This window comes from Polaromonas sp. (assembly GCF_012927455.1).
Classification (GTDB): Bacteria; Pseudomonadota; Gammaproteobacteria; order Burkholderiales; family Burkholderiaceae_C; genus Polaromonas.
In genome coordinates this window covers 156,073-181,871 of record NZ_JABBPE010000005.1, presented here as the reverse complement: position 1 = coordinate 181,871, position 25,799 = coordinate 156,073, and the positions used below count along the sequence as shown (strand labels likewise).

The 25,799-nt window shown below is 60.8% G+C and carries 27 protein-coding genes; 16 read left to right on the top strand and 11 right to left on the bottom strand.

What is annotated here, in order from left to right:
* The first annotated feature begins 27 nt into the window (after positions 1-27).
* From HHJ18_RS06805 to HHJ18_RS06780, 6 genes are all read left to right on the top strand, one after another.
* Positions 28-603 (top strand): SCO family protein, encoded by a 576-nt coding sequence (locus HHJ18_RS06805; RefSeq protein ID WP_296913070.1) that lies wholly within the window; start codon positions 28-30, stop codon positions 601-603.
* A 20-nt stretch (positions 604-623) separates the two neighbouring features.
* On the top strand, positions 624-1,082 hold the full coding sequence (locus tag HHJ18_RS06800; RefSeq protein ID WP_296913067.1) for a copper chaperone PCu(A)C: 459 nt from the start codon (positions 624-626) through the stop codon (positions 1,080-1,082).
* A 136-nt stretch (positions 1,083-1,218) separates the two neighbouring features.
* Positions 1,219-2,526, top strand: a complete 1,308-nt coding sequence (locus HHJ18_RS06795) for a hypothetical protein (RefSeq protein WP_296913064.1) — start codon at positions 1,219-1,221, stop codon at positions 2,524-2,526.
* Positions 2,510-3,058, top strand: a complete 549-nt coding sequence (locus tag HHJ18_RS06790; protein WP_296913061.1) for a hypothetical protein — start codon at positions 2,510-2,512, stop codon at positions 3,056-3,058. The genes HHJ18_RS06795 and HHJ18_RS06790 overlap by 17 nt, the downstream gene beginning before the upstream one ends.
* 235 nt (positions 3,059-3,293) lie before the next feature.
* Positions 3,294-3,788, top strand: coding sequence for a cupredoxin family protein (locus HHJ18_RS06785; RefSeq protein ID WP_296913058.1), 495 nt, complete (start codon positions 3,294-3,296; stop codon positions 3,786-3,788).
* Between the two features lie 254 nt (positions 3,789-4,042).
* The gene (locus HHJ18_RS06780; protein WP_296913055.1) at positions 4,043-4,453 is read left to right on the top strand and encodes a collagen-like protein; all 411 of its coding nucleotides are present in this window, start codon (positions 4,043-4,045) and stop codon (positions 4,451-4,453) included.
* A gap of 155 nt (positions 4,454-4,608) precedes the next feature.
* On the opposite strand, the gene HHJ18_RS06775 is transcribed toward HHJ18_RS06780, so the two are convergent.
* The 8 genes from HHJ18_RS06775 to HHJ18_RS06740 all read right to left on the bottom strand — a co-directional run bounded on the left by HHJ18_RS06775 (position 4,609) and on the right by HHJ18_RS06740 (position 13,201).
* On the bottom strand, positions 4,609-5,685 hold the full coding sequence (locus tag HHJ18_RS06775; RefSeq protein ID WP_296913052.1) for a VWA domain-containing protein: 1,077 nt from the start codon (positions 5,683-5,685) through the stop codon (positions 4,609-4,611).
* A 26-nt stretch (positions 5,686-5,711) separates the two neighbouring features.
* Positions 5,712-6,713 (bottom strand): DUF58 domain-containing protein, encoded by a 1,002-nt coding sequence (locus HHJ18_RS06770; RefSeq protein ID WP_296913050.1) that lies wholly within the window; start codon positions 6,711-6,713, stop codon positions 5,712-5,714.
* 203 nt (positions 6,714-6,916) lie between these two features.
* Positions 6,917-7,936: a MoxR family ATPase gene (locus HHJ18_RS06765; RefSeq protein WP_296913047.1), complete on the bottom strand. Its 1,020-nt coding sequence runs from the start codon at positions 7,934-7,936 to the stop codon at positions 6,917-6,919.
* A 9-nt stretch (positions 7,937-7,945) separates the two neighbouring features.
* The gene (locus HHJ18_RS06760; protein WP_296913046.1) at positions 7,946-8,899 is read right to left on the bottom strand and encodes a trypsin-like peptidase domain-containing protein; all 954 of its coding nucleotides are present in this window, start codon (positions 8,897-8,899) and stop codon (positions 7,946-7,948) included.
* A gap of 198 nt (positions 8,900-9,097) precedes the next feature.
* Complete coding sequence (locus tag HHJ18_RS06755) at positions 9,098-9,958, bottom strand: ABC transporter permease (RefSeq protein ID WP_296913044.1); 861 nt, start codon at positions 9,956-9,958, stop codon at positions 9,098-9,100.
* A 127-nt stretch (positions 9,959-10,085) separates the two neighbouring features.
* On the bottom strand, positions 10,086-10,988 hold the full coding sequence (locus tag HHJ18_RS06750; protein ID WP_296913041.1) for an ABC transporter permease: 903 nt from the start codon (positions 10,986-10,988) through the stop codon (positions 10,086-10,088).
* A 4-nt stretch (positions 10,989-10,992) separates the two neighbouring features.
* A complete protein-coding gene (locus tag HHJ18_RS06745) occupies positions 10,993-12,126 on the bottom strand; it encodes an ABC transporter ATP-binding protein (protein ID WP_366558810.1) in 1,134 nt (377 codons plus the stop codon).
* Between the two features lie 7 nt (positions 12,127-12,133).
* On the bottom strand, positions 12,134-13,201 hold the full coding sequence (locus HHJ18_RS06740; RefSeq protein ID WP_296913038.1) for an extracellular solute-binding protein: 1,068 nt from the start codon (positions 13,199-13,201) through the stop codon (positions 12,134-12,136).
* Between the two features lie 158 nt (positions 13,202-13,359).
* Here HHJ18_RS06740 and HHJ18_RS06735 point away from each other — a divergent pair, with 158 nt between their 5' ends.
* From HHJ18_RS06735 to HHJ18_RS06690, 10 genes are all read left to right on the top strand, one after another.
* Positions 13,360-14,208 (top strand): TatD family hydrolase, encoded by an 849-nt coding sequence (locus HHJ18_RS06735; protein WP_296913036.1) that lies wholly within the window; start codon positions 13,360-13,362, stop codon positions 14,206-14,208.
* Positions 14,202-14,699 (top strand): DNA-deoxyinosine glycosylase, encoded by a 498-nt coding sequence (locus HHJ18_RS06730; protein WP_296913033.1) that lies wholly within the window; start codon positions 14,202-14,204, stop codon positions 14,697-14,699. The genes HHJ18_RS06735 and HHJ18_RS06730 overlap by 7 nt, the downstream gene beginning before the upstream one ends.
* On the top strand, positions 14,699-15,466 hold the full coding sequence (locus HHJ18_RS06725) for a spermidine synthase (protein ID WP_296913030.1): 768 nt from the start codon (positions 14,699-14,701) through the stop codon (positions 15,464-15,466). Before HHJ18_RS06730 ends, HHJ18_RS06725 begins: the two co-directional genes overlap by 1 nt.
* A 56-nt stretch (positions 15,467-15,522) precedes the next feature.
* Positions 15,523-17,325, top strand: coding sequence for a type II/IV secretion system protein (locus HHJ18_RS06720; RefSeq protein WP_296913027.1), 1,803 nt, complete (start codon positions 15,523-15,525; stop codon positions 17,323-17,325).
* A gap of 142 nt (positions 17,326-17,467) precedes the next feature.
* Positions 17,468-17,956 (top strand): tripartite tricarboxylate transporter TctB family protein, encoded by a 489-nt coding sequence (locus tag HHJ18_RS06715; protein ID WP_296913024.1) that lies wholly within the window; start codon positions 17,468-17,470, stop codon positions 17,954-17,956.
* Positions 17,957-17,968: 12 nt separating this feature from the next.
* A complete protein-coding gene (locus HHJ18_RS06710) occupies positions 17,969-19,480 on the top strand; it encodes a tripartite tricarboxylate transporter permease (protein WP_296913021.1) in 1,512 nt (503 codons plus the stop codon).
* Positions 19,481-19,617: 137 nt separating this feature from the next.
* Positions 19,618-21,228, top strand: a complete 1,611-nt coding sequence (locus HHJ18_RS06705) for a gamma-glutamyltransferase family protein (RefSeq protein WP_296913018.1) — start codon at positions 19,618-19,620, stop codon at positions 21,226-21,228.
* A gap of 33 nt (positions 21,229-21,261) precedes the next feature.
* Positions 21,262-22,194, top strand: a complete 933-nt coding sequence (locus HHJ18_RS06700; protein WP_296913504.1) for a DMT family transporter — start codon at positions 21,262-21,264, stop codon at positions 22,192-22,194.
* 63 nt (positions 22,195-22,257) lie between these two features.
* Positions 22,258-23,052, top strand: a complete 795-nt coding sequence (locus HHJ18_RS06695) for an SDR family oxidoreductase (protein WP_296913016.1) — start codon at positions 22,258-22,260, stop codon at positions 23,050-23,052.
* Positions 23,053-23,067: 15 nt separating this feature from the next.
* Positions 23,068-23,445, top strand: coding sequence for a hypothetical protein (locus tag HHJ18_RS06690; protein WP_296913013.1), 378 nt, complete (start codon positions 23,068-23,070; stop codon positions 23,443-23,445).
* Positions 23,446-23,573: 128 nt separating this feature from the next.
* Here HHJ18_RS06690 and HHJ18_RS06685 read toward each other — a convergent pair whose 3' ends face one another.
* The 3 genes from HHJ18_RS06685 to HHJ18_RS06675 are packed head-to-tail and all read right to left on the bottom strand — an operon-like array spanning position 23,574 to position 25,777.
* The gene (locus tag HHJ18_RS06685) at positions 23,574-24,428 is read right to left on the bottom strand and encodes an IclR family transcriptional regulator (protein ID WP_296913012.1); all 855 of its coding nucleotides are present in this window, start codon (positions 24,426-24,428) and stop codon (positions 23,574-23,576) included.
* Between the two features lie 8 nt (positions 24,429-24,436).
* On the bottom strand, positions 24,437-25,393 hold the full coding sequence (locus tag HHJ18_RS06680) for a DUF6282 family protein (protein ID WP_296913009.1): 957 nt from the start codon (positions 25,391-25,393) through the stop codon (positions 24,437-24,439).
* Positions 25,394-25,405: 12 nt separating this feature from the next.
* Positions 25,406-25,777 carry a cupin domain-containing protein gene (locus tag HHJ18_RS06675; RefSeq protein WP_296913007.1) on the bottom strand — a complete coding sequence of 124 codons (372 nt, stop codon included), beginning with the start codon at positions 25,775-25,777 and terminating at the stop codon, positions 25,406-25,408.
* Positions 25,778-25,799: the final 22 nt, after the last annotated feature.

Here is a 25,799-nt window from a genome sequence, read left to right as displayed (position 1 = left end):
CCGCATGTAGCGCACACAGGAGTTTTTATGAAATACCGCTTTTTAGTGGGTCTGATGTTGTCGGGGATGCTATTGCTGTTGGCAGGGGGCCAGGCCCAAGCGCAGGCGTCCTCGTCTGTCAAGAATCTTGGCACCTTCGGCAACGACTTTCATTTAACTGATCCCGAGGGCAAGGAAAGATCGTTCGGCGAGTTTCGCGGCAAGGCCGTGATGTTGTTCTTCGGTTTTACGCAGTGTCCGGCGGTATGTCCGACCACGCTGGCAACAGCGGCCGGGGTACGCAAACTTCTTGGCAAGGATGCCGAGCGACTACAGGTAATTTTTGTAACGATCGACCCGGAGCGGGACAGCGCTGCGGTGCTTAAAAACTATGCCGCCGCCTTCGATCCCACCATTCTTGGTTTGCGCACCGATATGGCACATACCAAGAAAGTTGCAAAGGCATTCAATATTTTCTATGAAAAAGTTCCCACTGGCGGCTCTTACACGATGGACCACACCGCGTTCAGTTTCATCTTTGACGGCAAAGGCGATTTTCGCCAGGCGGTGCACCACGGCCAATCCGCCGAGCAAGTCGCAGCCGATGTGCGCCAGCTTCTTTAATGCAATTTGAAGGAATCACCATGAAAACCCATTTTTTAGCTTTGTTGTTCAGTCTTTTTGTTTCGTCAGCATTCGCGCAAGTCACCGTGCGCGACCCATGGGTACGGGCAACCGTGCCAGCGCAAAAAGCTACCGGGGCATTTATGCAAGTGATCTCATTGCAAGATGCCCGACTGGTTGAAGTGCGTTCGCCGCTTGCTGACGTGGTCGAGATTCACGAAATGAAGATGGAAAACGACGTGATGCGCATGCGGGCTGTGCCGGGCATCGACTTGCCCGCAGGCCAGCGGGTTGACCTTAAATCGGGGGGCTACCACATCATGCTGATTGATATCAAACGGCAAGTCAAAGAAGGCGAAACGGTTCCCTTAACGCTGGTTGTTGAAGGCAAAGATAAGCAGCGCCAGACCCTTGAACTCAATGTTCCCGCGCGTGCGCTGACGAATGTGCCGGATCATTCGAGTCATTCGAAACCCTAGCCGCATGAACAACCCGACTTACAAAGCCGCAGGAGGTTTGACATGACGCAGGCACCCCGCCATGGCAGCGGCCCGGCAGGCCGGTTGCCACAAGATCGGCATCATTGCCGAACCGAAGAATCAAGGAGAAAACGCTATGAATAACAGAGTGCCGTGCGCGCGTTACATATGGGCTGCAGCCGTTTTAGGCATTATTTTGCTGGGCGGGACACACGCTGCGGTGCGCGCCCACGAGGCGCATGAGCGTGGGGCCACCGCCGCGTCGGCCCCCAAGATAGCCAAATCGCACACCTCCCGCACGCAGCTTGCCAGCGGGGTGGCATTTGCCCCTGACGGCGCGCTGTGGCTGGTGGGGCTCAATGCGCAAAACCAGCTCTTCGTGCAGCACACGCCGCCCGGGCAAAGCGGCCCCTGGACCGCGCCGCGCGTCGTGTCCAACGCGGGCGATGCCGTTTCGGCCAATGGAGAAGCCTTTCCCAAGCTGGCTTTCGGTCCCAAAGGCTGGGTAGTCATCAGCTACACGCAGCCTCTGGACAAGCCGTACACCGGCTTTGTCCGCATGCTGCGCTCCAGCGATGGTGGCCAAACCTTTTCTGCGCCGTTCACGGTGCATGCCGACCGGCAAATCATCACCCACAGCTTTGAGTCCATCGCGTTTGATGACAAGGGCGTACTGCACACCAGCTGGGTCGACAAGCGTGACCTGACGCTGGCGCTGAGCGAAAGCGCCGCAGCGTCCGTCAACGCCGGCGGCAAGGCCGGCAATAAAAGCAGCTACCGGGGCGCTGCCATCTACCGCAACGAATCGCGCGACGGCGGCGCCACCTTCGGCGCGGACATCAAGCTGGCCGACCACAGCTGCGAATGCTGCCGCATTGCTATGGCGCTAGGGGCCGATGGCCAGTTGCGCGCCCTTTGGCGGCAGGTGTTTGAGCCCAATGTCCGCGATCATGCCTTCGCCAGCCTGGCTACCGATAGCGCCAAGACCCCGCCGGTCCGCGCCACCCAGGACGACTGGCGTATTGACGCCTGCCCGCACCACGGCCCCGGTCTGGCGCTGGCGCCCGACAAAGGGTTTCACGCCGTCTGGTTCGGCATCCGCAAGGTTGATGGGCAAGACCAGGCGGCCGTGCGTTATGGCCGGCTGAACGCCGACGGCATACCGCGCCTGGACACGGTGCGGCGCCTACCCGATATGCGCGCCGAACATGCCGACGTGCTGGCCGACGGCGACAATGTGGCCATCGTCTGGCGCGGCGTAAACGCCACGGGTAGCCAGCTGCGCGGCTGGTTTTCGTCCGATGGCGGGCAGACATTTGCCCTGAAAGAAATTGCCAGCACCACGTTGGACAACGATCAACCCCGCCTGGCCCGCCAAGGTCACCGCATGGTCGCGGTATGGCGCAACTCCCAAGAGGTACAAGTCCATGAACTCCATCCCTGAAGCCTTGATGCGGCCTGTGTCGCGTCGTCAGTTGCTGCAGGCGGGCAGTGCCGCCAGCGCGGCCTGGTGCCTGAACGGCGTTGCCTTTTTTATACCAAATAAGGCTGCAGCCCAGGAAGGACGGGCGCAACCCGCTATTAAAACAGTAGTGAATTTTGATGCCGGCGTTTGGCAGCAGTTGCTGGCGAGCGGACCACGCCCGGCCGCCTATGTGTTCACCACCAGCTATTGCCCCAGCTGCCCGGCCGTGGTGGCGCAGCTGGCGCAGCATATCCGGCGCCAGGGCCGCCAAGTAACGCTGGCAGCTGTGCTGATGGATGTGGTGGGCGACGCCGCGCTGGCGAACCTGCACCACTACAAGGGCATCACGCAGGTGTTTGCGTTTGACGGTTTTGAACCGGCCATCCGCCATGCCGTCGATCCGAACTGGCCCAACGTCACGCCCTACACGGTGCTGGTCTCGCGCTCCGGCCAGTTGCAGCGCGTGATCGGTCCCCCCGACCCCAGCTTGCTGCAACGCTGGTTGTCGTGAAAAAAAGGTGCTTGTGGAAATGGTCAGCAATTGAGACAAATAGCAGTGGAAGACTGAAAGCGTCCAAAGCGTCCAAAGCATTTAAGGATCGACGCAACACAATGAGTGAGCGTCTTTGGAAACGTTTTTGTGTGCGGCCCGAATGCCGCTCACTGGCAGCAGCCAGTGCGAAAGCTCCCGGGCTCGAAGGCTCTGGAATTCACAAACTTACCGCCATTTCAAGAATGCTTGATGTATGACCATCAAATACTTCTCTTACAGCTTAGCTTTTGCGATGGCCTTTGTCGCCAGCGCAGCCATGGCCCACGACGTCTTCCGTGCCCCTAAAAAAACCTTTGACCCCGCAACGGTTGAAGAGACTGCCTTTGGTCGAGCCGGTGACCCGAGGAAGGTCACGCGCACGATCAAGATAGGCATGAGCGACGCGATGCGCTTTACGCCGTCCAGCTTCACGGTCAAGCCCAACGAAACCGTCAGGTTCGTCATTCGCAACGGCGGCAATGTGCTGCATGAAATGGTTATCGGCACAGCTGAAGAATTGAAGAAGCATGCAGAACTGATGCGCAAGTTTCCGGAGATGGAACATGACGAGGCTTATATGGCGCATGTGAAACCCGGCAAGCGCGGCGAGATAGTTTGGCACTTCACCAAGCCTGGGGAATACAGCTTTGCCTGTCTGGTACCCGGTCACTTCGAGGCCGGCATGGTCGGCAGGCTGGTGGTCCGATAACCCGCCTGACCGGAGCTGAGGACACGGGGCCGACATGATCGACTTGCCTGGGGTCAAGCATTTCAAAAAATAAATTGATCCGCATCAATTTATTCAGATCAAATCAGCTCGCATGGTTACACGCGATGCTGGCGAAAGTGAAAAATGTAAGGATTTATCGCTTTAAGCTCGGCAGCGAACAGACCCTGCTGTGCGTGCCGTCATAATAATTTGTTCGGCCGTTTTGGCCGGGTACGACCCAATAAGGAAATGTTATGAAATATTTAACGCCCTCACTTTTGCTGATCGCGCTGCTCGGACTTGGCGCCTGCACCGGCCCGATGGGCCCTCAGGGCAGCCAAGGCAACACGGGAAACACCGGAGACGCCGGTGCCAGGGGCGCCACTGGTAACCGCGGAAACACGGGAAATACGGGAAACACAGGCGACACCGGCGCTACCGGTAATCAAGGCAACACTGGGAATACAGGCAACACCGGCGAAACCGGTGCCACTGGCAACCAAGGAAACACCGGCAATACCGGAGACACTGGCGCCACGGGCACGCGCGGCGCTGCTGGAAACACGGGCAATACAGGCAGCACCGGCGCTACGGGTGCTTCTGGCGCCAAAGGCCGTGCTGGCACAGGTCCTAGCACCATTGTCGTGGTGCCGCCAGCCCAGTAATTTGCGCCTCGCCTGAAGCAGGGCGCCGGGACTAAAAACCTGCCCTGCTTCTTGCCCGACGAGCAGCATGGGTTGCCGTCGCGGTGGGATCGTCTTCGACAACGCTTCCTGCCCCCCCATCGGACCTTTAGGACCTGCAGGCTGCAGATCCAATCTCACAAAATACGGTTAAACCAGAGCAGCGACAAAGCGGCCGACAAAAGTCCCAAAGCCGCCGCCACCAGTGCCAGCAGTCCAGATATTTCGGTTTCCTTTTTCTCGACCGCTAGCCGCGAGCTGAGGGTTTCATAGACTTTTTTAAGGTCGGTCGCGGTGCCCGCATAAAAGTATTCGGCCTGCGTTGCTCTGGCAATGCCTTTGAGCGTCTCCTCGTCAAGTTTGACGCGCATAGACCAGCCTTCAAAACCAATCGTTTCCCCATCCACCGTGCCTATGCCGACGGTGTAGACGCGCACGCCTCGGTCAGCCGCCGCCTTGGCCGCATCCAGGGAATCGACGCCGGTGGTGCGCTGGCCGTCGGTCAGCAAAATAATGGCGGCCGAGGTGTAGGACCCGGGTGCTACCGGGATGAATTCCTTCTTGGCTTCCTTGGCTTCTTTGTCCGGGTCCAGAGCTTGGTCCAGAGAGGTTCCGCGCGGACGCTCGCGGCCGTACTGCATGGAGGCAATGTCTATACCGGCGTCAGGGAACAGTTCGGACAGCGACATCACAATGCCATTGCCGATGGCGGTGCCGCGTTGCAATTGAAACTTGTCAATCGCCGTGATCAGGTCTTCACGGCTCAGCGTGGGCTGCTGCACAACGGCGGCAGTGCCGGCAAATGCGACGATGCCAACTCGCACGCTGCGTGGCAGCTCGGCCAAAAAGGCCTTGGCGGCGTTTTGCGACGCCACCAGTCGGTTGGGCAGCACATCGGTGGCGCGCATGCTGCCCGACACGTCCATGGCAAGCATGATGGTTTCGCGCTGCGAGGGCAGGCTGACCACGGCAAACGGGCGCGCCGCCGCCATCAGCATGGCTGCCAGCGACAACAAAAACAGCAGCGGTGGAATGTGCCGGCGTACGCCGGAGCCCTTGCCCATGGCTTCGCGCACGATGGACAGGCTGGCGTACCGCAAGGCCAGCTTCTTCTTGCGGCGTAACAGCCAGACATAAACGGCGACCAGCAGCGGGAGGGCCAGCAGCAGCCAGAGAAATTGAGGCCAGAGAAAGTTGGGCCATGGCAGGTTCATAGTGAGCTCCTAGTCGCGCCTGCGGCTCAGGCGTGCATCAGGTGGGCCGGCAGCTTGCCGCCCGCACGGGCGCCGGATAGGCGGCTGCGGCGTTTTCGCATGTCTACAAATCGCATGATGGTGTCTACCAGATCATCATCGGTTGAAAGCTCCAGCGTGTCGACGCCGGCACGGCCCAAGGCTTGGCGCAACTCGGCTTCACGCTGGGCCGCAATGCGCGCGAAGCGCCTGCGAAAGCCTGCATCGTGGGTGTCCACCAGCAACTGCTCGCCGGTTTCCACATCGCGAATCGGAATCAGGCCCAGGTCGGGCAATTCCAGCTCCATGGGATCGAGCAGACGCACGGCCACGACTTCGTGCCGCTGGGCCAGCAAACCCAAGGGCTTTTCCCAGCCCGGCTCGCTGATGAAATCAGACACCACAAACAGCGTGGAGCGGCGCCGCACCAGGTTGGCAGCAGACTCCAGCAGCTCGCGCAGGCGCGTCAGGCCAGTCGCCTTGTCATGGGCGCCATCGCCGTCAGCCGCAGGTCGCGTCTGCAGCGTGTGCAGCAGGTGCAACACATGGTGGCGACCGCCGCGCGCAGGAATGACGGCATCCACCCCTGCGCCATAGAGCATGGCGCCGACGCGGTTGCCGTGGCGCGTCAGCATGCGCGCCAGCACGGCGACAAATTGGCTGGAGACATCGCGCTTGCGCTGATCACCGGAGCCGAAATCGACGGAGGGGCTGAGGTCCAGCAAAAACCAGGCGCCCATTTCACGGTCTTCGGTGAAGACGCGCACATGCGGCTGCTGCAGGCGGGCAGTCACGTTCCAGTCAATGTGTCGCACGTCGTCGTTATGCTGGTACTCGCGCAGGTCGGCCAGGTCCATGCCGGTGCCGCGCAGCAGCGTACGGTAGTCGCCCTGCAGCAGCCCGTCGAGGCGGCGCAGCACAGTCCATTCGAGCCGGCGAAGTAACTGCTCCGCGCTTTCGGCGGGGGCTGATGCATCAGGCGGCTGTACAGCCTGTGAAAGCTTAGGCATGGCACATTCCCCGGTCGTCCAAGTACCGGCCGCGGAACCGGCTTTGCCGGGCCGCAGGCGGGGCGGCCCCTTTGGGGGGCAGCGAACCACGCGAAGCGGGAAGCGTGGGGGCTACAGGACGCTGCGCCGGGCCGCCCCAAGCAAGGCCAACCCCTTCGGGGGGCAGGGCAGCACGCGAAGCGGCAACCGTGGGGGCCATATTTTCAAGCGGCGAGTTTTTCATGTTCAAGCGGCTTGGCCGGTGGCGGAATTTTCGCCATGATCTGGCTGACCAGGCCGTCGGGAGAGAGACCTTCTGACAGTGCTTCGTAAGACAGCACCAGCCGGTGGCGCAGCACGTCGGGCACCAGGTCTGTCATGTCTTCGGGCAAGGCGTAGCCGCGACCACGCAGCAGGGCCAGCGCGCGGGCGCCCTCAGTCAGGTTGATGGTGGCGCGTGGACTGGCGCCGAAGGTGATGAAGCGTGCCATATCCTTGAGCCCATGCCGGGCCGGGAAGCGCGTGGCCGACACCAGCCGCACCGCGTATTGCACCAGCGAAGGGTCGACATAAATGCGTCGGCATTCCGCCTGCAAGGCAGACAGCTGTTCGGTGCTGGCCACCGCTGACACGGCCACTGCCGGGCCGGTAACGCGCTGAACAATAACGAATTCTTCCTCGTCGGTCGGGTAATCGACCAACACCTTCATCATGAAGCGGTCCACCTGCGCTTCGGGCAAGGGGTAGGTGCCCTCGGTTTCTATCGGGTTCTGCGTAGCCATGACAAGGAAGGGCTCCGGCACCTTGTGCGTCACGCCGGCAATCGTGACCTGTCGTTCCTGCATCACCTCCAGCAGGGCACTTTGCACCTTGGCAGGAGCGCGATTGATCTCGTCGGCGAGCAGCAGATTGGCGAAAACCGGCCCGAGCGAGGTGCTGAACTCGCCAGTTTTCTGGTTGTAGATGCGCGTGCCTACGAGGTCTGCCGGCACCAGGTCGGGCGTGAACTGGATGCGCTTGAAATTGCCGCGCACGGTGCAGGCCAGCGTCTTTACCGTCAGGGTCTTCGCCAAGCCGGGCACGCCCTCCACCAGCAGATGGCCCTGCGCCAGTATGGCAACCATGACGCGTTCAAGAAAACGGTCTTGCCCGACCACCACGCGTTTGACTTCGTAAAGAATTTTTTCCATTAGCTGCTCGGTGTCGTGCCGGGCCGGGAATTGATCGGGCAGGTGCTGTTCCATACGGGTCTTTCAGAACGGGGGGATACCGGCGGCTGACGCGGCATTTTCAATCGGCACCGCAAAGGCGATACCGACAAAAGTACGTTGCTTGTTGGGGTTGTAAATGGCGGTGACGATGCCAATCACCTGGCCGTCCATAGTGACCAGCGGGCCGCCTGAATTGCCGGGGTTTGCGGCGGCGTCGAACTGGATCAGGTTGGTCATCTGCTGCTTGCCTTCGGGCGAGCGGAAAGTGCGGTGCAGCCCCGAGATGACCCCGCTGGAAACCGAGGGGCCAATGCCAAAGGGATAGCCCACTGCCGCGACCAGATCTCCTGGCGCCAGATCGGCGGTGGAGCGCATGGTGGCGGCAATCATGTCGTCCGGAATTTTTTGCGCCTGCAGCACTGCGAGGTCGTTTTCGGGCTGCACGCCGGTAATCGTGGCGATGGACTCCAGGCCGTCCGCAAACGTTACCTTGATGGTTTCGGCGCCCTGCACCACATGCAGATTGGTCAGTATGACTCCTTTGTCGACAATCACCACGCCCGTGCCGACGCTGCGATCAACATCCTCCTTGCGCTCCTTGTCCGTCTCTTTGCCCAGGCCCACCACGCGCACGACTGAAGGGCGGATGATGTCGTAGGCTTTTGCTGCGGGCGAGGGCAGGATCGTGGATTCAAGCGTTTTCAGCACTGCGGCATTGATATCGTTTTGCGTCAGCTTGCGGGCTGCGGGGCGCAGCGACAGCGACAAGCTGATGGCCAGCAACAAAGCCAGCAACCCCACCACCGACCACAGCAGGTACAACTGGTTACCAGCCAGTCGCTGACGCATGCTGGAAAGGCGCGACGGGGGCAAGATCGTCGATTCTGGAGAGGGGGTTTGTGGCGCTGCCGTGGCGTCGGCCGTGCCCGGTGAATCGCCGCCACGGCGATCATGGCTGAAACGGTTGGAGCTACTGTAAAGGGCAGGCCTTCGCATCCGTACACCTGTGAGATAAGTAAGTATAAAAACCCGGGCTCACCTCGTAAAACTTGAGGTGGGCCGGTCAAAACACACTCAGATAACGGGGCAACCGTATCACGATTTTTGCATTCCTGCACGCCATTTGGAAAGACGTGCCAAGACGCTGTAACAGACGGTTCTTTTGGTGTGATGATCTGCTATCAGGCGAGCGTTTCAAGCCGCCGTGCGCTTGACCGGTTGGCGCAGCAAAGTCAGCGCCAAGGCGGCTGATGCCAGCATCAAGAACAGGCTCACGGCATTGAGCACCGGGGTGGCGCCTTCACGCATGCGGCCGTACATCATGACGGTGAGCGGCGCATCAGAGCCCACCAGCATCAGCGTGGTATTGAAGTTTTCGAAAGACATCAAAAACGAGATGGCCGCGGCACCGACCAGCGCGGGCCTGAGCGCCGGCAGCGTGATGGTGGCAAATACCGCAGCGCGCGAGGCGCCCAGGTTGTAGGCGGCCTCTTCCAGCGTGCTGTCGAAGCGCTTGAGACGCGCCGTGATGATCAGGGTGGCAATCGACACGATGTAGGAAAACTGGCCCAGCACCACCAGCGGTAGGCCGGGGCGCAAAAAATCAAGTTCGATCCCCAAAAGGTCGTCGGCTAATTGCGCCATGCGGCTGGCAAAGGCCAGTATCGAGATGCCCAGAATCACGCCCGGAATCACCAGCGGCGCCAGCATCAGCAAGGACAGGGCCTGCTTGCCCGGAAAGCGGCTGCGTTCAATTAAAAAAGCGTTGCTGGTGCCCACCAGCACTGCCAGTAGCGTGACCCAGCTGGCCACCACCACGCTGGTCCAGAGGCTGGCCAGCAGCGGGGCATCGGCAAACAGGCCGGTGCGGCCCTTCAGGCTGCCAAAAAACCAGTCGAGCGTAAAACCGCGCCAGGGCGGGGCCGGGTAGGGCGCGTCATTGAACGCAAACACCGCCACTACTGCCAGCGGCAGGAACAAAAAAGCGAAGAAGACAATGGCATAGGCCAGCGTGCTGGCCCGCAACCAGGCCGGACGCGGCAGTGAAGCAATCATTCGATGATTCCCCTGCGTGCGCGGTGACATGCAAGTGACATCGCGGAACCAGCTTTGCCGGGCCGCAGGTGTCGCTCCCTGCAAGGGGGGAGGCGGCTACACGAAGTGAGTCCGCAACGGGGGTGTGTCATGTCCGGTTCATCACTTCGCCGAATTTTTGGCCGGTGAGCTTGAGCCCCAGCCAGACGATGGCAGTTGACAGCCCCAACAGCAAAAAGCCGAATGCCGCCCCCTGTTCCCAGTTGAAGCGGGTGATGAACTGGCTGTAGATTTGCTCGGTAAACCAAAGCGAATTTTTTCCGCCAAGCAAGGTCGGTGTGAGGTAGTTGCCCAGTGTCAGCATGAAGACCACGATGCAGCCCGCCAGAATGCCGGGTGCCGCGTGCGGAATCACGATCTGGCGCAAAATGGATGGGCCGTCGCCACCCAGGTCGTAGGCCGCTTCAATCAAGGCGTCGTCCAGGCTTTCGAGTGCGCTGATCAGCGGCACCACCATGAACAGCATGGAGGTGTAGACCAAACCCACCAGAATCGTCGCATCGCGGTAGAGCAGTTCCACCGGCATTGTCGTGATGCCGAGTTGCACCAGCAGCGCCGGCAGCACGCCGGACTCGCGCAGCAAGATCATCCAGCCCAGCGTGCGCACGGTTTCGCTGACCCAGAAAGGAATCAGGCACAGCACCAGCAGCAGCGACTTGATACGGCCGCGCACCAGCTTGGCAATGGTCCAGGCGATGGGAAAGGCCAGCAGCAGCGTGATCAGCGTCGCCAGAATCGACAGGCTGGCGGTGCGCACAAAGGTGTGCCAGTAAAGGGGCTCTTCGATGAAGGTGCGGTACTGCGCCAGGCTGGGCGCATATTGACGCGGGGCGACGCGTTCGCGCAGCGACAGCACGGCCAGGTCGATATGCGGCAGCACGATCAGGCCGAGTAGCCAGATCAGCGCCGGCGCCAGCAGCAGCAAGAGCATCAGCCTGGCCTGCAGGCCAGCAGAAGCAATTCCCCTGATCGGAACGGCAGTCGTAGCCATGACGTTAGCTGCTTGCCGACGCAAAGCAGACCGCCTGCTGCGGATCAAAACTGAAGGCGACGGCCTCGCCGATGCGCAAATCGGAAAATCGGCCGGTTTGCGGCAGCGCGATGCGAAATTCCATGCGGCTTGCCGTCTCGCGCAGCAAAACGGCTGAGTTGGCGCCGTCAAACAGCAGGCTTTGCACTTCGCCCGCCTGTGTGGGATGCTGCGCTGGCAGTTCAGCCGCTTGACGCGCCAGGTTGACGGCTTCGGGCCGAATAAACGCTTCCACCGCCTGGCCCGACTCAATTGGCCCGATGGCGCGGGCGCGCATGGCCAGCCCCTGGGCTGTGGTGAAAGCCACCAGACCACCAGCGGCAGCGCCCGTTGTTGATGATGATGTCGCCCGGCCCGAAAGCCGGTTGCTGGCGCCCACAAATCCCGCGACAAATGGCGTTTGCGGTTCGTAGTAAAGCTGCTGCGGCGTGCCCACCTGCTCAAAGCGGCCGGCGTTCATCACCGCGACGCGGTCAGACAAAACCAATGCCTCAGACTGGTCGTGCGTGATATAGACAAAGGTTGTGCCAAAGGCCGCCTGCAGCTGCTTGAGCTCCAGCTTCATGTGCTCGCGCAGCTTCAGGTCCAGCGCCCCCAGCGGTTCATCGAGCAGCAGCAGCGTAGGCTCCAGCACCAGGCTGCGTGCAATCGCGACGCGCTGCCTTTGTCCGCCCGACAGCTGGTCAACGCGCTTGTCTTGCATGCCGGGCAGGCTCACACGCTCCAGCATGGCACCAACCTTTTTTGCAATCTCGGCACGCGGCAAACCGCGCCGCGCCAAGCCGTAACCGACGTTTTCGCCGACCGACATCATGGGAAACAGCGCCAGGTGCTGAAACACCATGTTGACCGGCCGCTTGTTCGGCGGCACACCGTTCATGGGCTTGCCGCCGATGTGGATCTGGCCGGTATCGGGCACCAAAAAGCCGGCAATCATGCGCAGCAAGGTGGTTTTGCCGCAGCCCGAGGGGCCGAGTATAGAAAAAAAACTGCCGCGTTCGACTGTGAAAGACAGGTCTTTCACGGCGGCCTGGCCGCCGTAGTGCTTACCGACATGCTCGGCTTGCAGATCTACGGGCAGCACGGATGTCGCGGGCAAGCGGCGCTTACTGCGCAGCCTTGATGCGGTCGAGCACGCGGCCTTCTATGTCTTCAATGCCGGCGGGAACGGCCGGATACCACTTGACGTTTTTCAGCGCCGCATCCGGAAAGCTGGTGGCGAACTGGGCTTTCAGCTTGGCGTCCATCAACTGGTCGGCGCCTTTGGCGGCGGTGAAGTTACCGGCCGAACCCGCCACCTTGGCCGCGATGTCGGGGCGCATATTGAAGTTGATCCAGGCGTAGGCGGCGGCGTCATTGCGGCCCTTGGCGGGCAGCGCAAAGGTGTCAATCCAGCCAAGCGCGCCCGATTTGGGGGCGATGAACTGAATCTCGGGCTTTTCTGCATTGAGTTTCCAACCGCCGGTGTCCCACATCATGGCGCCCACCACTTCGCCTGCCCGCATGCCGTTGAGCAGCTGGTCCTTGTTGTCCCAGTAAAACCTGATGTTGCCCTTGCAAGCCATCATGGTTTTGCCGACCTCGTCCATCAGGGCGCTATAGGCCTTGGGATCGTTATAAAGCGCGAACGGATCCTTGCCGGAGGCAAACGCAAAGGCCAGCAGGGTCGGGCGTTTCAGGCGAACAGCGGTCTTGCCTTTGACGTCGGCCTTGCACAAATCGGGGTAGTCGCCCATCTTCGCCAGCTGGGTGTTGACGACCAGGCCATCGGTGCCCCAGATGTGCGGCAGGCCATAGACCTTGCCGGCCAGCGTGGTGTTCTTTTTGGTGGCGTCGAGCATGGCGGGAATGAACAGCTCGGTCTTGATCTTGCTGAGGTCCATCGGCTTGTAAATGCCGAACTCCTGCTGCGGGCCGGTGATGCGGTCCTGCGAAGGCTGCGCCAGATCAAAACCGGCGCCGCCGGTGGCACGCAACTTGGAGATCATTTCCTCGTTGTTCGACAGCGTGAGCTCCACGTCAATCCCGGTTTCCTTCTTGAACTGCGCCACCACATCGGCTGGCACATAGTCTGCCCAAGTGATCAGCCGCAGCTTTTGCTCCTGCGCCCACAGCGGGCTGGCCAGGCTCGAAGCAAGGAGACTGGCGCCAATGATCAGGCGAGATAATTTCATTTTGGTTTTCCTTGGTTGAGGGGGGCGAAGGCTCGGGAGATCAGGCAAGAACATCAGAAAATGGGCCGGTAGGCAGGGCATTTCCCGCCAAAAAAGCATAGCGTGTCCCTGTTTCATTTATGTGTCAATGGCTTTTGCTCGCCTGTTAACCTGTTGACATGAGCTTCTGGATTGACACGCATTGCCACCTCGATGCCAGGGAATTTTCCGGCGACGTGGCGGAGGTTCGCGCCCGCGCCAGCGCCAATCAGGTAATGCATTGCGTCTTGCCGGCTGTGGCGGTGGCCAATTTTGACGCGGTGCGCTTGCTGGCGCATCAGTTTTCCGACAGCTATGCGCTGGGCATCCATCCGCTGTGCGTGGCCGAGGCGCAAGACGCCGATCTGCAGGCACTCGATGCCGAACTGGCCCTCAGAAAGTCCGACCCGCGGCTGGTGGCGGTCGGCGAGATCGGGCTGGATTATTTTGTGCCGGCGCTGCTGCAAAGTCCCCTGCGTGAGCGCCAGGAGTATTTCTACCGCGAGCAACTCAAGCTGGCGCGCAAGCACGGCCTGCCGGTGATCCTGCATGTGCGGCGCTCGGCCGACAAGCTGCTTAAACACTTGCGCGAACTGTTGCCCGAAGGCGGTTGGCGCGGCACTGGACATGCCTTCAATGGCAGCGAGCAGCAGGCGATGGAATTCATCAAGCTGGGTTTCAAGCTCGGCTTTGGCGGCAGCGTCACGTTTGATTCTGCCTTGCAGATCAGACGCCTCGCAAGTGGGCTGCCGCTGGACAAGCTGGTGATGGAAACCGACTCGCCGGATATTGCGCCGCACTGGCTTTACCAAACCGCGCGGCAACGCGCCGACGGGCAGGCGCAGGGCCGCAACGAGCCCGGTGAGTTGCCGCGCATCGCCGGCGTGCTGGCGCAGCTGCGCGGCATTTCACCCGAGGCGTTGGCAGCCGCCACCAGCGCCAACGCGCTGCAGGCTTTTCCAAAGCTCAAGGCATTGCTGCCGTGCTGACCGGCTTGCCGCCGCTGGTGGGCAGCCGCACGCGCCTGCTGATTCTGGGCAGTTTCCCCGGCGTGGCGTCGCTGGCGGCACAGCAGTACTACGGTCACCCGCAGAACCATTTCTGGCGCATTTTGCAGGTCATTTGGCCTTCCAGCCCAATAGGGACGGGCGCAGATAGCTATAAAATTCGTAGCGAATGGTTGCTTGCCAGGGGCTTGGGCCTGTGGGACGTGTACGCCGCATGCGAGCGCGAAGGCAGCCTGGACAGCCGAATCCGCAACCCGCAGGTAAACGACTTTGCAGCGATCAGGCGGCTTTGCCCCGAGTTGCAGGCGATTGCGCACAATGGCGCCGAGAGCTTCAAGCATTCTCGCCACACTCTGCTGATCGGTTTGTCGGTCTACCAGCTGCCGTCCACCAGTCCTGCAAACGCGTCGTGGAGTTTTGAGCGCAAACTCGCTGCCTGGCGCGAGGTTTTTGAGAAACACGGATTGATTTAATGTCGAGAAAAGATACCGCGAAAGCCGCGCTGGAACTGCCGGAAGTCAATTTTTCGGACTACGGCGATGTGCGCTTTCTGCACCTGGGCACCGAGTGGGTGCAGGGCTCCATGCTGCGCGATGCACCCTATGACCTCGAGCTTGAGTATGTGCAGCGCATGATGGTCGGGCTGCTGTTCACCGATGCGACCACGGTGGCCAAAAAGCATGCCATGCAGCTGGGCCTGGGCTCAGCGGCGCTGACCAAGTTCTGCTACAAAAAGCTGCGCATGAAAACCACTGCGGTCGAGATCAACCCGCAGGTGGTCACGGCCTGCCGGCTCTGGTTCAAGTTGCCGCGCGATGACCTGCGCCTGCATGTCATTGAGGCCGACGCTGCCGCAGAAATTCAAAAGCCGGCGCACCAGGGCACGGTGGACCTGTTGCATGTTGACCTGTACGACCATGAAGCGGCCGCGCCGGTGCTCGACAGCGCTGATTTTTATGCGCATTGCCGCGGCCTGCTGACCGAAGACGGCGTGATGACGGTCAACCTGTTTGGCCGCGATTCCAGCTATGTCCAGTCACTGACTAAACTAGCCGAGGCGTTCGGCCCTGAATCCGTGTGGGCTTTTCGCCCTACGCGTGAAGGCAATACCGTGGTGATGGCCCAACGCGAGCCGACGCGACCCGAGCGAGCCGACCTGCTGGAACAGGCGGGCATTATTGAATCGCGCTGGGACTTGCCGGCTAAAAAATGGTTGCGGCTTTTCAAGCCCGTGGCGTGACGTACTTAGGGATGTAGCAAGGCTGTGGCAGCAATGGTTGCGGTAAAGTGCCTTCCATGACTGCAGTGCTGCCTCCCACCTCCCCACGGGCCTCTCAAACCAGCCAAGCCCACGCTGGCCCGCTCGACTGGCGCACCTTGGTCGAATGGCTCAGTGAAGACGGCGTCATCAGCCGCGCCGAGGCGCAGCGCACCATTGCCCGTTGCGCGCAGGTGCAAAGCGCCCAGCATGCGCTGATTCGCTTGGCCAGTGTCAGCATGACGCGTGTGGCCGATGGCAAGCCACTGGATATCGAAACCATTGCCCAGTGGCTGGCCGGCCGCGCGGGCCTGAACTACCTGCGGATTGACCCGCTCAAGGTAGATGTGGGCAAGGTGGCCGACACCATGTCGGCCGTCTACGCAGAGCGCCACAAGGTGTTGCCGGTGCAGGTGACGCCGCTGGAGGTGGTGATTGCCACGTCCGAGCCGTTTGTCACCGATTGGGTGCAGGAGGTAGAGCGCCAGTCCAGACGCAGCGTGCGCCTGGTGGTGGCCAACCCGGTGGACATCGCCAAGTACACCGTCGAGTTTTTTGCGCTGGCCAAATCGGTCCGGGCGGCGCTGAAGGCGGGCGGTGCATCGGGCACGGCCAGCTTTGAGCAGCTGGTTGAACTGAACAAGAGCAACAAGCAGCTTGACGCCAATGACCAGGGTGTGGTGCAGGTAGTCGACTGGCTCTGGCAATACGCTTTCGACCAGCGCGCCAGCGACATCCACCTGGAGCCGCGGCGCGAGCAGGGCGTGATCCGCTTTCGCATCGACGGCGTGCTGCACCCGGTCTACCAGATGCCGATGGGCGTGCTGGGCGCCATGACGGCGCGCATCAAGCTGTTGGGGCGCATGGACGTGGTCGAAAAACGCCGGCCGCAAGACGGCCGCATCAAGACCCGCAACCCGCGCGGTGACGAAGTGGAAATGCGCTTGTCGACGCTGCCCACCGCCTTTGGCGAAAAAATGGTGATGCGGATTTTTGACCCGGACACCACCGTCAAGGACCTTGATGCGCTGGGCTTTTCGCAGCACGATGCCGGGCGCTGGGAGCAATTGGTCAGGCGCCCCTATGGCATTGTGCTGGTGACCGGCCCGACCGGTTCAGGCAAGACCACCACGCTGTATTCCACGCTGAAGCGGCTGGCCACCGAAGAGGTCAACGTCAACACGATTGAAGACCCGATCGAGATGATAGAGCCAGCCTTCAACCAGACGCAGGTGCAGCCGCATCTGGATTTTGGTTTTCCCGAAGGCCTGCGCGCCTTGATGCGGCAGGACCCGGACATCATCATGGTGGGCGAAATCCGTGATTTGCAAACCGCCGACATGGCGGTGCAGGCAGCGCTGACGGGCCACCTGGTGTTCAGCACGCTGCACACCAACGACGCGCCCTCGGCCGTGTCGCGCCTGATGGAGCTCGGTGTACCGCCTTACTTGATCAACGCCACCTTGCTGGGCGTGCTGGCGCAGCGGTTGGTGCGCACGCTGTGCAGCCATTGCCGTGTGCCCGATGCGAGCGCTTCACGCGAAGCCCTCGCCGAACTGGTCAAGCCTTGGCAAATCAGTGGCGGTTACCGGCCCTACAAAGCGGTCGGTTGTGTCGATTGCCGCATGACCGGCTTTCGCGGACGCATGGGCTTGTACGAGTTGCTCACGGTGACCGAGGGCTTCAAGGAAAGGGTTTCGAAAGAACCTAACATTGACTCCCTGCGCCGGCAGGCGGTTACCGACGGCATGCGCCCGCTGCGGCTGGGCGGTGCTTTGAAGGTGGCCGAAGGTCTGACCACGGTTGAAGAAATACTGGCAGCCACGCCCTCTTTGTCCTGAGGCGGCCCGGCCTTGGGGTATTCCCGCACGAGCTGACACATTGCTGCCTGCAACGGGCTGCGTAGGTGAAAGCCACATGCCCTGCACCGGGTATTAAATGCACAATCAGCCGATTCATTCTTTAATATAGGAGAGACGAACCGTGCAAATCAAAAGTCAGAAAGACTTCTTTTCCGGTCTCATGTTCATGGGAATCGGGGTGGCGTTCGCTTGGGGTGCAACGACTTACAACGTCGGTGAGGGAGCGCGCATGGGCCCGGGCTATTTTCCGCTGATGCTGGGCATCTTGATGACCATTTTGGGAATAGCCATCACTTTTAAAGCGCTGGTCATCGAAGTGGAGGGCGGCGACAAGATCGGCAAGTGGGCCTGGAAGCCGCTGATCTTCATCATCCTCGCCAACCTGATTTTTGGCGTCCTTCTGGCCGGCCTGCCTGTCATCAAACTGCCAGCCTTCGGCATGATTGTTGCCATTTACGCCTTGACCTTTATTGCCAGCGTGGCGGAGCCAGGCTGGAAGGTCAAAAACACCTTCATTCTTGCGACGATATTGGCCGCCGGCAGCTACCTGGCTTTTGTCGTTCTGCTCAAGCTGCAGTTTCCGGTGTGGCCCGCCTTCATCACCGGCTAAGGAGATAAAAAAATGGAATTGATTGAACATCTGTCGCTGGGTTTTGGTGTGGCGTTCACACCTATCAACCTGCTGTACGCCTTTATTGGTTGCCTGCTGGGCACGCTGATTGGTGTATTGCCCGGCATTGGTCCGGTGGCCACCATTGCCATGCTGCTGCCCGCCACCTACGCGCTGCCGCCGGTGTCTGCGCTGATCATGCTGGCCGGTATTTATTACGGCGCGCAGTACGGTGGGTCCACCACCGCCATTTTGGTGAACCTGCCCGGCGAGTCTTCCTCGGTGGTTACCTGCATTGACGGCTACCAGATGGCGCGAAAGGGGCGAGCGGGGCCTGCGCTGGCTGCTGCCGGTTTGGGCTCGTTCTTTGCAGGTTGTGTAGGTACGCTAATTTTGGCGGCGTTTGCGCCCCCATTGACCGAACTGGCCTTCAAGTTTGGTCCTGCTGAATATTTTGCGCTGATGGTGCTTGGCCTGATAGGTGCGGTGGTGCTGGCTTCCGGTTCGCTGCTTAAAGCCATCGCCATGATCGTGTTGGGCCTGCTGCTCGGTCTGGTTGGCACCGACGTGAATTCGGGTGTGGCGCGCTTCAGCTTTGACGTTCCCGAACTGACCGACGGCATAGGCTTTGTCGTGATCGCAATGGGCGTGTTCGGCTACGGCGAGATCATAAGCAACCTGGCGCAGCCCGAGCACGAGCGTGAAGTGTTCACGGCCAAAGTGTCGGGCCTGTTTCCGACCAAACAAGACTTCAAGGACATGATACCGGCGATGCTGCGCGGTACCTTCCTGGGCTCTGCTCTGGGTATTCTGCCCGGTGGTGGTGCCTTGTTGTCCGCCTTTGCGGCCTACGCGCTGGAAAAGAAAATGAAGATGAAGCCGGGTGAAGTACCTTTCGGCCAAGGCAACATTCGCGGCGTGGCGGCACCCGAGTCTGCCAACAATGCTGGCGCGCAGACCTCCTTCATTCCGTTGCTGACCCTGGGCATTCCACCCAACGCCGTAATGGCCTTGATGGTGGGCGCCATGACCATTCACAACATCCAGCCCGGCCCGCAGGTCATGACCAGCAACCCCGAGCTGTTCTGGGGTCTGATTGCTTCGATGTGGATCGGCAATGCGATGCTGATCATTTTGAACCTGCCGCTGATCGGCATGTGGATCAAGCTGCTGACCGTGCCCTATCGATACCTTTTTCCGGCGATTGTGCTGTTCTGCGCGATCGGGGTTTACTCGACCAACAACAACACCTGGGACGTCTGGATGGTGGGTCTGTTCGGCGTGATCGGCTACCTCTTTGTCAAGCTCGGCGCGGAGCCCGCGCCCTTGCTGCTGGGCTTTATTCTGGGCCCCATGATGGAAGAAAACCTGCGCCGCGCGCTGCTGCTGTCGCGTGGTGACTGGAGTGTCTTTGTCACGCGTCCCTTGTCGGCCGGGCTGCTCGCGGCCGGTGCGCTGATGCTGGTGGTCGTGTTGCTGCCCGCAGTCAAGTCCAAGCGCGAAGAGGCTTTCGTCGAAGACTGACGATGAATGCGTGGGGCTGAAGCCCTTGTTGAAAAGGGCACCTTCTGGTGCCTTTTTCATTTCCATCCTATCCTTCCTGGTGCAAGCGTCTGACCGGGGAGTGCACCGAAAATTGTTTAAACGCCGGATAATTCTGTATGAACTTCAACTTCAGCAATCCCTACACCTCCACCCGTCTGCCGCTGTTTGCCCGCAATGTGGTGTCGACCTCGCACCCACTGGGCGCGCAGGCAGGCCTGCGCATGATGCTCAAGGGCGGCAACGCGGTGGATGCGGCCATCGCCGCCGCCGCTGCGATGACCATCGTCGAGCCCGTCAGCAATGGCCTGGGCAGCGATGCCTTCTGCATTTTGTGGGACGGCAAGGAATTGCATGGGCTCAACGCCTCTGGCGGTGCGCCGCAGAGCTGGACGCCCGAGTATTTCAAGCGCAAATACGGCGCCGATGCCGCTACGCCGCCCAAACGTGGCATGGACGCCGTCACCGTGCCCGGCGCCGTGGCCAGCTGGGTTGCTTTGAGCGAGCGCTTTGGCAAGTTGCCATTTGCCGACCTGATGGAGCCGGCCATTGAAATTGCCGAGCGCGGCTACTTGGTGCCCACCGTGGTGCAACAGAAGTGGGCGGCGGCTACGGCCGAACTGCAATCGCAGCCCGGTTTTGCAGCGTCCTTTTTGCCCTGGGGCCGGGCGCCGAAGGTGGGCGAGTTGTTTCAGTTCAAGGCCGCAGCCAAAGCGCTGCGCGCCATCGCCGAAAGCAAAGGCGGCGCGTATTACGGCGGCGCCATCGCCCAGGCGATTGAGAAATTCTCCGCGCAAAACGGCGGCAGCATCACGGCCAGGGACTTCGCCAACTATCAGGCCGAATGGGTCAGGCCGATCGCACAGAACTACCGTGGCTACACGCTGCACGAGATTCCCCCCAACGGGCAGGGCATTGCGGCGCTGATTGCGCTGGGCATTCTGGATCAGTTCGACCTCGCTGGCCTGCCGGTCGATGGTGTGGATTCGCAACACCTGCAGATTGAAGCCATGAAGCTCGCGTTTGCCGATACCTATCACTACGTCGGCGAGCCTTCGGCCATGGAAGTGACGCCAGCGCAGATGCTCGATAGCAGTTACCTCGCCGCGCGCGCCAAACTCATAGACATGAAAAAGGCGCAGGACTTTGGCGCCGGAAACCCGGTCAAGGGCGGCACGATTTACCTCACGGCGGCCGATGAAAACGGCATGATGGTCAGCTTTATCCAGAGCAACTATATGGGCTTTGGCTCGGGTTGCGTCGAGCCCGAATTTGGCATCAGCCTGCAAAACCGCGGCCACGGCTTCAGCCTCAAGCCGGGCGCCAACCAGGTGGCGCCGGGCAAACGCCCGTTTCACACCATCATCCCGGCCTTCCTCAGCAAAGACGGCCAGCCCGTGATGAGCTACGGCGTGATGGGCGGCAACATGCAGCCGCAAGGCCATATGCAGACGCTGGTGCGCATGCTCGACTACGGCCAGAACCCGCAAGCCGCCTGCGATGCGCCGCGCTGGCGTTTCAATGCCGGCCTGGAGATCAACGTCGAATCAGCGATGACGCCGCAGACAGCGCAAGGCCTGGCAGCGCGCGGCCATCGCGTCGACGTCATCAACGACTCCTACCAGGACTTTGGCGCTGGCCAGTTCATCTGGCGCGCCGGCGACCCCCAGGTTGAGGGCTATGTGGCCGCCAGCGACGCGCGACGCGACGGCCAGGCCGTCGGTTTTTAAGCCGCTATCTTGAACCCAAGTTCGGAGCAAAAACTGCTTGCAGCCCAGGCAGAACGGGCGCATGTAGCTACTAAAAGCATAGCACCCGGGCTTTTGCTGGCAACCTTCGGCGCCATCGCTTTCAGTGGCAAGGCGATCATCGTCAAGCTGGCCTACCGCCACGGCGTCGATGCCGTCACGCTGATCATGTACCGCATGCTGTTTGCGCTGCCGATTTTTGCCGTCATGGCCTGGTGGGCCAGCAGAGGCAAAGCGCCGCTGACGCGCAAGGAATGGCTGGGCGTGCTCTGGCTGGGCTTTACCGGCTACTACCTGGCCAGCTTTCTGGACTTCGCCGGGCTGGCCTACATCAGCGCCTCGCTGGAGCGGCTGATTTTGTACCTTAATCCCACCCTGGTCTTGCTGCTGGGGCTGCTGCTGTATCAGCGGCGCGTCAAGGCGCGGCAGATGATAGGCATGGCGATCAGCTACTGCGGCGTGGTGCTGGTGTTTGGCCACGAGATCACGCAACAAGGCCATGGCGAAGCGGCGACTTCGACCGCCTGGGGTACGTTGCTGGTCTTTTTGAGTGCGGTCAGCTATGCGATTTACCTGGTCTACAGCGGCGAAATGGTCAGGCGTCTGGGTTCGCTGCGGCTGGTCGGGCTGGCCAGCACGGTCGCCTGCCTGCTTTGCCTGCTGCAGTTCGTGCTTCTCAGGCCGCTGAGCGCCGCCGTCGTTGCGCCCGAGGTGATCTGGCTGTCGCTGCTGAACGCGACGCTGTGTACCGCCGTTCCGGTGCTGATGGTGATGATGGCGATAGAGCGCATTGGTGCCGGCCTGGCGGCGCAGACCGGCATGGTCGGCCCGCTCTCCACCATCTTGATGGGCGTGGTTATTTTGGGCGAACCTTTCACCGCCTGGGTCGCTGCCGGCACAGTGCTGGTGATTGCCGGAATTTTTGTGGTGACCCGATCGGGCCGTTAGGCAAACGCAAGCGCCCACCGAGCATGCTGGTTTTGACTGTTATCACTGAACGAAGGAGTTGCTATGAACTTTGGTATTGAAGGCAAATGGGCGCTGGTCTGCGGCGCCAGCAAGGGTTTGGGCTTTGGCTGCGCGCAGGCGCTGGTGCGCGAGGGTGTGCATGTGCTGATCGTCGCGCGCGGCGCCGCTGGCCTGCAAGCCGCTGCTAGCAAATTAATAGCTGATAGCGCCCGCCCAGCAAGCGCCAGCGTCCAGTTTGTTGCAGCAGACATCACCACGGTGGAAGGCCGTTCCGCCGTCTTTGCCGTGCGCAAGGACTTTGACATAGTCGTCACCAACGCCGGCGGACCGCCGCCGGGCGATTTCCGCGACTGGGACCGCGACGCCTGGATCAAGGCCGTCGACGCCAACATGCTGACGCCGATCGAGCTGATCAAGGCCACGGTCGATGGCATGGCAGCACGCGGTTTTGGCCGTATCGTCAATATCACGTCGAGCTCGGTCAAGGCGCCCATCGAGGTCCTGGGCCTGTCCAACGGTGCGCGCAGCGGCCTGACCGGTTTTGTCGCTGGCGTGGCGCGCAGCAAACTGGCGGCGCAGGGCGTTACCCTCAACAATCTGCTGCCCGGCGTATTTGACACCGACCGCATCAAGACCATGCTGCAGACAAGCTCGCAAAAGACCGGTCAGTCGGTCGAGGCCTTGGCGGAAGCGCGCCGCAAGACTATTCCAGCCCAGCGCTTTGGCACGTCCGAAGAGTTCGGTGCCATCTGCGCTTTTTTGTGCAGCGTGCAGGCCGGCTACATGACGGGCCAGAACGTGCTGGCAGATGGCGGTGCGTATCCGGGGACGTATTGAGCGGAACCGGCTTTCATGACGCTGAACTATCTGCATTTTGACTACGGCGAGGACACCGAAGGTGTGGGCACGCTGGAGGCAATGGCTTCCACCTGGCCGGAGCAGGTGGCCGCCGTGCAGGCCGAGGTGGCCCAGGTGCTGGACTGGGCCTACGCGACCTTTCCGGATCGGCGCGGTCCCATCGAAGAAGGCGGGGACTGGGACTATGACTTGCAGGGCATGCAAGAATTCACGGCGCCGCAGACGATACGGTACGACGAAGTCACGCGCCAGTTTTCAGTTGACCTGGGTCCAGCCGGCAAGCCGCGCCACTCCGTCACCGTTTGCATCAGCGGGACTGCTGAGTTTTGCTTGGCCTTCAGGCAGCACTTTGCTTTGGATGAGCAGGCCTAGCGCTGCGCCTGGGCTGTCCGCCTTGCGGATTTCGGACGACGCAAGCCAATGGCGGGGAGTATCCGGGGACTTGCTCCGAACTCAATGGCCGGTGTCCGTTTCAATCGGGTATCTCCCCCATGAACTCTCTATTTTCCGCCGGGCATCAGGCGGCGTATTTCAGGCGGGATGGCGATGCCGCGCTCTGCATAGGCATCGCATCCAAACTGTTTTGAAAGCGCTGCTGCACAGCCCCTCACTATGTCAGCCATGGTGCCGCCCGGTGAGGGCGGAATGTTCTGGATGGAGCCGACGATGGCGACAATTCCTATCAGGTCTTTGGCGCTTCGCAGGATGGGCGCGGCAAACACGTTGATGCCCGTCAGGGCCTCGTTGGGCGCGTCTTCCATCAGTTGCTCGCGGATGCGTTGCAGGCGCAGCCTAATGGCCTGGATGTCCAGCAGCGAATGCGGTGTGTGGGCTGCCAGAGGCCCACTCAGCAGCCGTTCCCTTTGTGTGTCCGTTGCATAGGCCAGGGCGATGCGGCCCTGGGCCGAGCAGTGGGGCAGCGGGCGGTTGCCGGGCTTGACGGTGATGCTGACGTTGCTGTCATTGTCCACTGCAGCAATGACCAGCGCCTCACCATTGAGTGGAATGGACAGCAGCGAGCTCTGCCCGGTGGTTTCACACAGGAGCTTGAGATAAGGGGCGGCCATGGCGCGAATGTTCGATTGCACGCCGGCCCGTTCGCCCAGTTGGAACAGCTTCCAGCCCAGGCGGTATTTGTCGGTCGCTTCATCCTGGTCGATCAGGCCAAAATGCTTGAGCGAGACCAGATTGCGGTGAATCCGTGCTTTGGACTGGTTTAAGGCACGGGCTATTTCACTAACTCCCACGGGTGCCGGCGCGGCAGCCAGTTCATCGAGCAATTGGGCTATCACTGCTACGGAATCGAGCGAATTCGCGTTCTCCTTTTCCACGGTCACGGCAGTGCCCTTTCGCATCATTGCAGTTACTTCAGGCCGATCAGATCAGCCGCATTGGTAGACACCATTTTGCGCACATCTGCTTCGCTGTAGCCCAGATCAAGACAGGTTTCAATGACGTTCCTGAAGCCGTCGACGAGTCGCGGGTTACCGATCTGCCCGAGGTCAGAGCCGAGGATCGTGCGATCTACCGTGCCGGCTGTGATCATGGCCTGCAACTCGGGCGGGTCGTAGAACTTGAACTTGGAGCCGGGAACGAACATGCACATTGAGTGTTCCATATAGGCGCCCATGCCCACCATCTGGCGGATATCGTCAAGCGAAGCATCCACCACATAGGTCGGGTGGTTGCACAGCAGGCGCTTGACCCCGCGCCGTCTGGCCTCTTCAAACAGCGGCCAGATTTCGCTGATGTGCAAATGTCCGGAGGACAGAACAATATCGCTTTCCGCAATCAGGTCCAGGATAGGCAGAACCTCGGGCAGCAGCTTGCCGGCCCCGTCCGTGACGGTCAGCGGCGTCGGTTCGATCATGACCTTCTTGGTCTGCGGAAATTTGTCTTTGAAATGCTCGTCCTGCTTGTGGTGATCGAGGTGGTTCTTGGCTGAAAAAGTTGGCATCCAGACCAGTTTGGCTCCCAACTTGATACCGTGCTCCACCGCATACAGGTTGAGTCCGCCTGTGGTGTTGTTCAACGGTATGCCAGACAGCAATGTCACTTTCAAGTGGGAAAAGTGCTTGTTGAGCACTTCGGTCACGGGCGTGGCCGAGTAGTAGTGGTCCTTGATGAGCAGGGCCCGCATGCCGACCGAAGAGGCTTCGTGCATGGCATCGTAGTGGTCAAAATAACGCGGCATGACCGAGGGACCACTGTGGCAGTGCAGGTCAATGGCGCCTTCAAGCAGGCGGTCCGGCAGACCGGGATCGGTGGCGCGCCACGCGGCAGGATTGATAGCGCTTGCTGTTGCTGTTGCTGTTGTCATAGTCGGTTCTCCTCAGGTTTTGTCGGCAAACTCGGCAGCCTGGTACTCCACCAGGTGCTTGTAGTCATCGCGGATGGGAGCGAACACGTCCAGGTTGAGCGCCACCTCGTCGCCCAGGGGCTCGACATAGTGCATGGTGTGCGGCGGTACGCGTACCATGCAGCCAGGCGTCATTTCGAACACCTGATCGCCGACGTGGTAGTTCATGCGTCCCTGAACGCAGATGGCGATCTGCTCAAAGTCGTGCTGATGCGGACGGAGCTGGATCCGGGGCTGCACGAAGTTCATCACCATGATCACGTCTTCGCCGCGAAATCCGCAGCGTTCAATGCCTTCGCGCACAAATTCGCGGGGTAGCTTGTTCCAGTCAAACATCTGGGTCATAACCATTCCTCTCTGTATTGAA

What these genes read in the sequence shown, in the direction of transcription:
- HHJ18_RS06805 (WP_296913070.1), top strand. Translation starts at nt 28, where the DNA reads ATGAAATACCGCTTTTTAGTGGGTCTGATGTTGTCGGGGATGCTATTG.
- HHJ18_RS06800 (WP_296913067.1), top strand. Translation starts at nt 624, where the DNA reads ATGAAAACCCATTTTTTAGCTTTGTTGTTCAGTCTTTTTGTTTCGTCA.
- HHJ18_RS06795 (WP_296913064.1), top strand. Translation starts at nt 1,219, where the DNA reads ATGAATAACAGAGTGCCGTGCGCGCGTTACATATGGGCTGCAGCCGTT.
- HHJ18_RS06790 (WP_296913061.1), top strand. Translation starts at nt 2,510, where the DNA reads ATGAACTCCATCCCTGAAGCCTTGATGCGGCCTGTGTCGCGTCGTCAG.
- HHJ18_RS06785 (WP_296913058.1), top strand. Translation starts at nt 3,294, where the DNA reads ATGACCATCAAATACTTCTCTTACAGCTTAGCTTTTGCGATGGCCTTT.
- HHJ18_RS06780 (WP_296913055.1), top strand. Translation starts at nt 4,043, where the DNA reads ATGAAATATTTAACGCCCTCACTTTTGCTGATCGCGCTGCTCGGACTT.
- HHJ18_RS06775 (WP_296913052.1), bottom strand. Translation starts at nt 5,685, where the DNA reads ATGAACCTGCCATGGCCCAACTTTCTCTGGCCTCAATTTCTCTGGCTG.
- HHJ18_RS06770 (WP_296913050.1), bottom strand. Translation starts at nt 6,713, where the DNA reads ATGCCTAAGCTTTCACAGGCTGTACAGCCGCCTGATGCATCAGCCCCC.
- HHJ18_RS06765 (WP_296913047.1), bottom strand. Translation starts at nt 7,936, where the DNA reads ATGGAACAGCACCTGCCCGATCAATTCCCGGCCCGGCACGACACCGAG.
- HHJ18_RS06760 (WP_296913046.1), bottom strand. Translation starts at nt 8,899, where the DNA reads ATGCGAAGGCCTGCCCTTTACAGTAGCTCCAACCGTTTCAGCCATGAT.
- HHJ18_RS06755 (WP_296913044.1), bottom strand. Translation starts at nt 9,958, where the DNA reads ATGATTGCTTCACTGCCGCGTCCGGCCTGGTTGCGGGCCAGCACGCTG.
- HHJ18_RS06750 (WP_296913041.1), bottom strand. Translation starts at nt 10,988, where the DNA reads ATGGCTACGACTGCCGTTCCGATCAGGGGAATTGCTTCTGCTGGCCTG.
- HHJ18_RS06740 (WP_296913038.1), bottom strand. Translation starts at nt 13,201, where the DNA reads ATGAAATTATCTCGCCTGATCATTGGCGCCAGTCTCCTTGCTTCGAGC.
- HHJ18_RS06735 (WP_296913036.1), top strand. Translation starts at nt 13,360, where the DNA reads ATGAGCTTCTGGATTGACACGCATTGCCACCTCGATGCCAGGGAATTT.
- HHJ18_RS06725 (WP_296913030.1), top strand. Translation starts at nt 14,699, where the DNA reads ATGTCGAGAAAAGATACCGCGAAAGCCGCGCTGGAACTGCCGGAAGTC.
- HHJ18_RS06720 (WP_296913027.1), top strand. Translation starts at nt 15,523, where the DNA reads ATGACTGCAGTGCTGCCTCCCACCTCCCCACGGGCCTCTCAAACCAGC.
- HHJ18_RS06710 (WP_296913021.1), top strand. Translation starts at nt 17,969, where the DNA reads ATGGAATTGATTGAACATCTGTCGCTGGGTTTTGGTGTGGCGTTCACA.
- HHJ18_RS06705 (WP_296913018.1), top strand. Translation starts at nt 19,618, where the DNA reads ATGAACTTCAACTTCAGCAATCCCTACACCTCCACCCGTCTGCCGCTG.
- HHJ18_RS06695 (WP_296913016.1), top strand. Translation starts at nt 22,258, where the DNA reads ATGAACTTTGGTATTGAAGGCAAATGGGCGCTGGTCTGCGGCGCCAGC.
- HHJ18_RS06690 (WP_296913013.1), top strand. Translation starts at nt 23,068, where the DNA reads ATGACGCTGAACTATCTGCATTTTGACTACGGCGAGGACACCGAAGGT.
- HHJ18_RS06685 (WP_296913012.1), bottom strand. Translation starts at nt 24,428, where the DNA reads ATGCGAAAGGGCACTGCCGTGACCGTGGAAAAGGAGAACGCGAATTCG.
- HHJ18_RS06680 (WP_296913009.1), bottom strand. Translation starts at nt 25,393, where the DNA reads ATGACAACAGCAACAGCAACAGCAAGCGCTATCAATCCTGCCGCGTGG.
- HHJ18_RS06675 (WP_296913007.1), bottom strand. Translation starts at nt 25,777, where the DNA reads ATGACCCAGATGTTTGACTGGAACAAGCTACCCCGCGAATTTGTGCGC.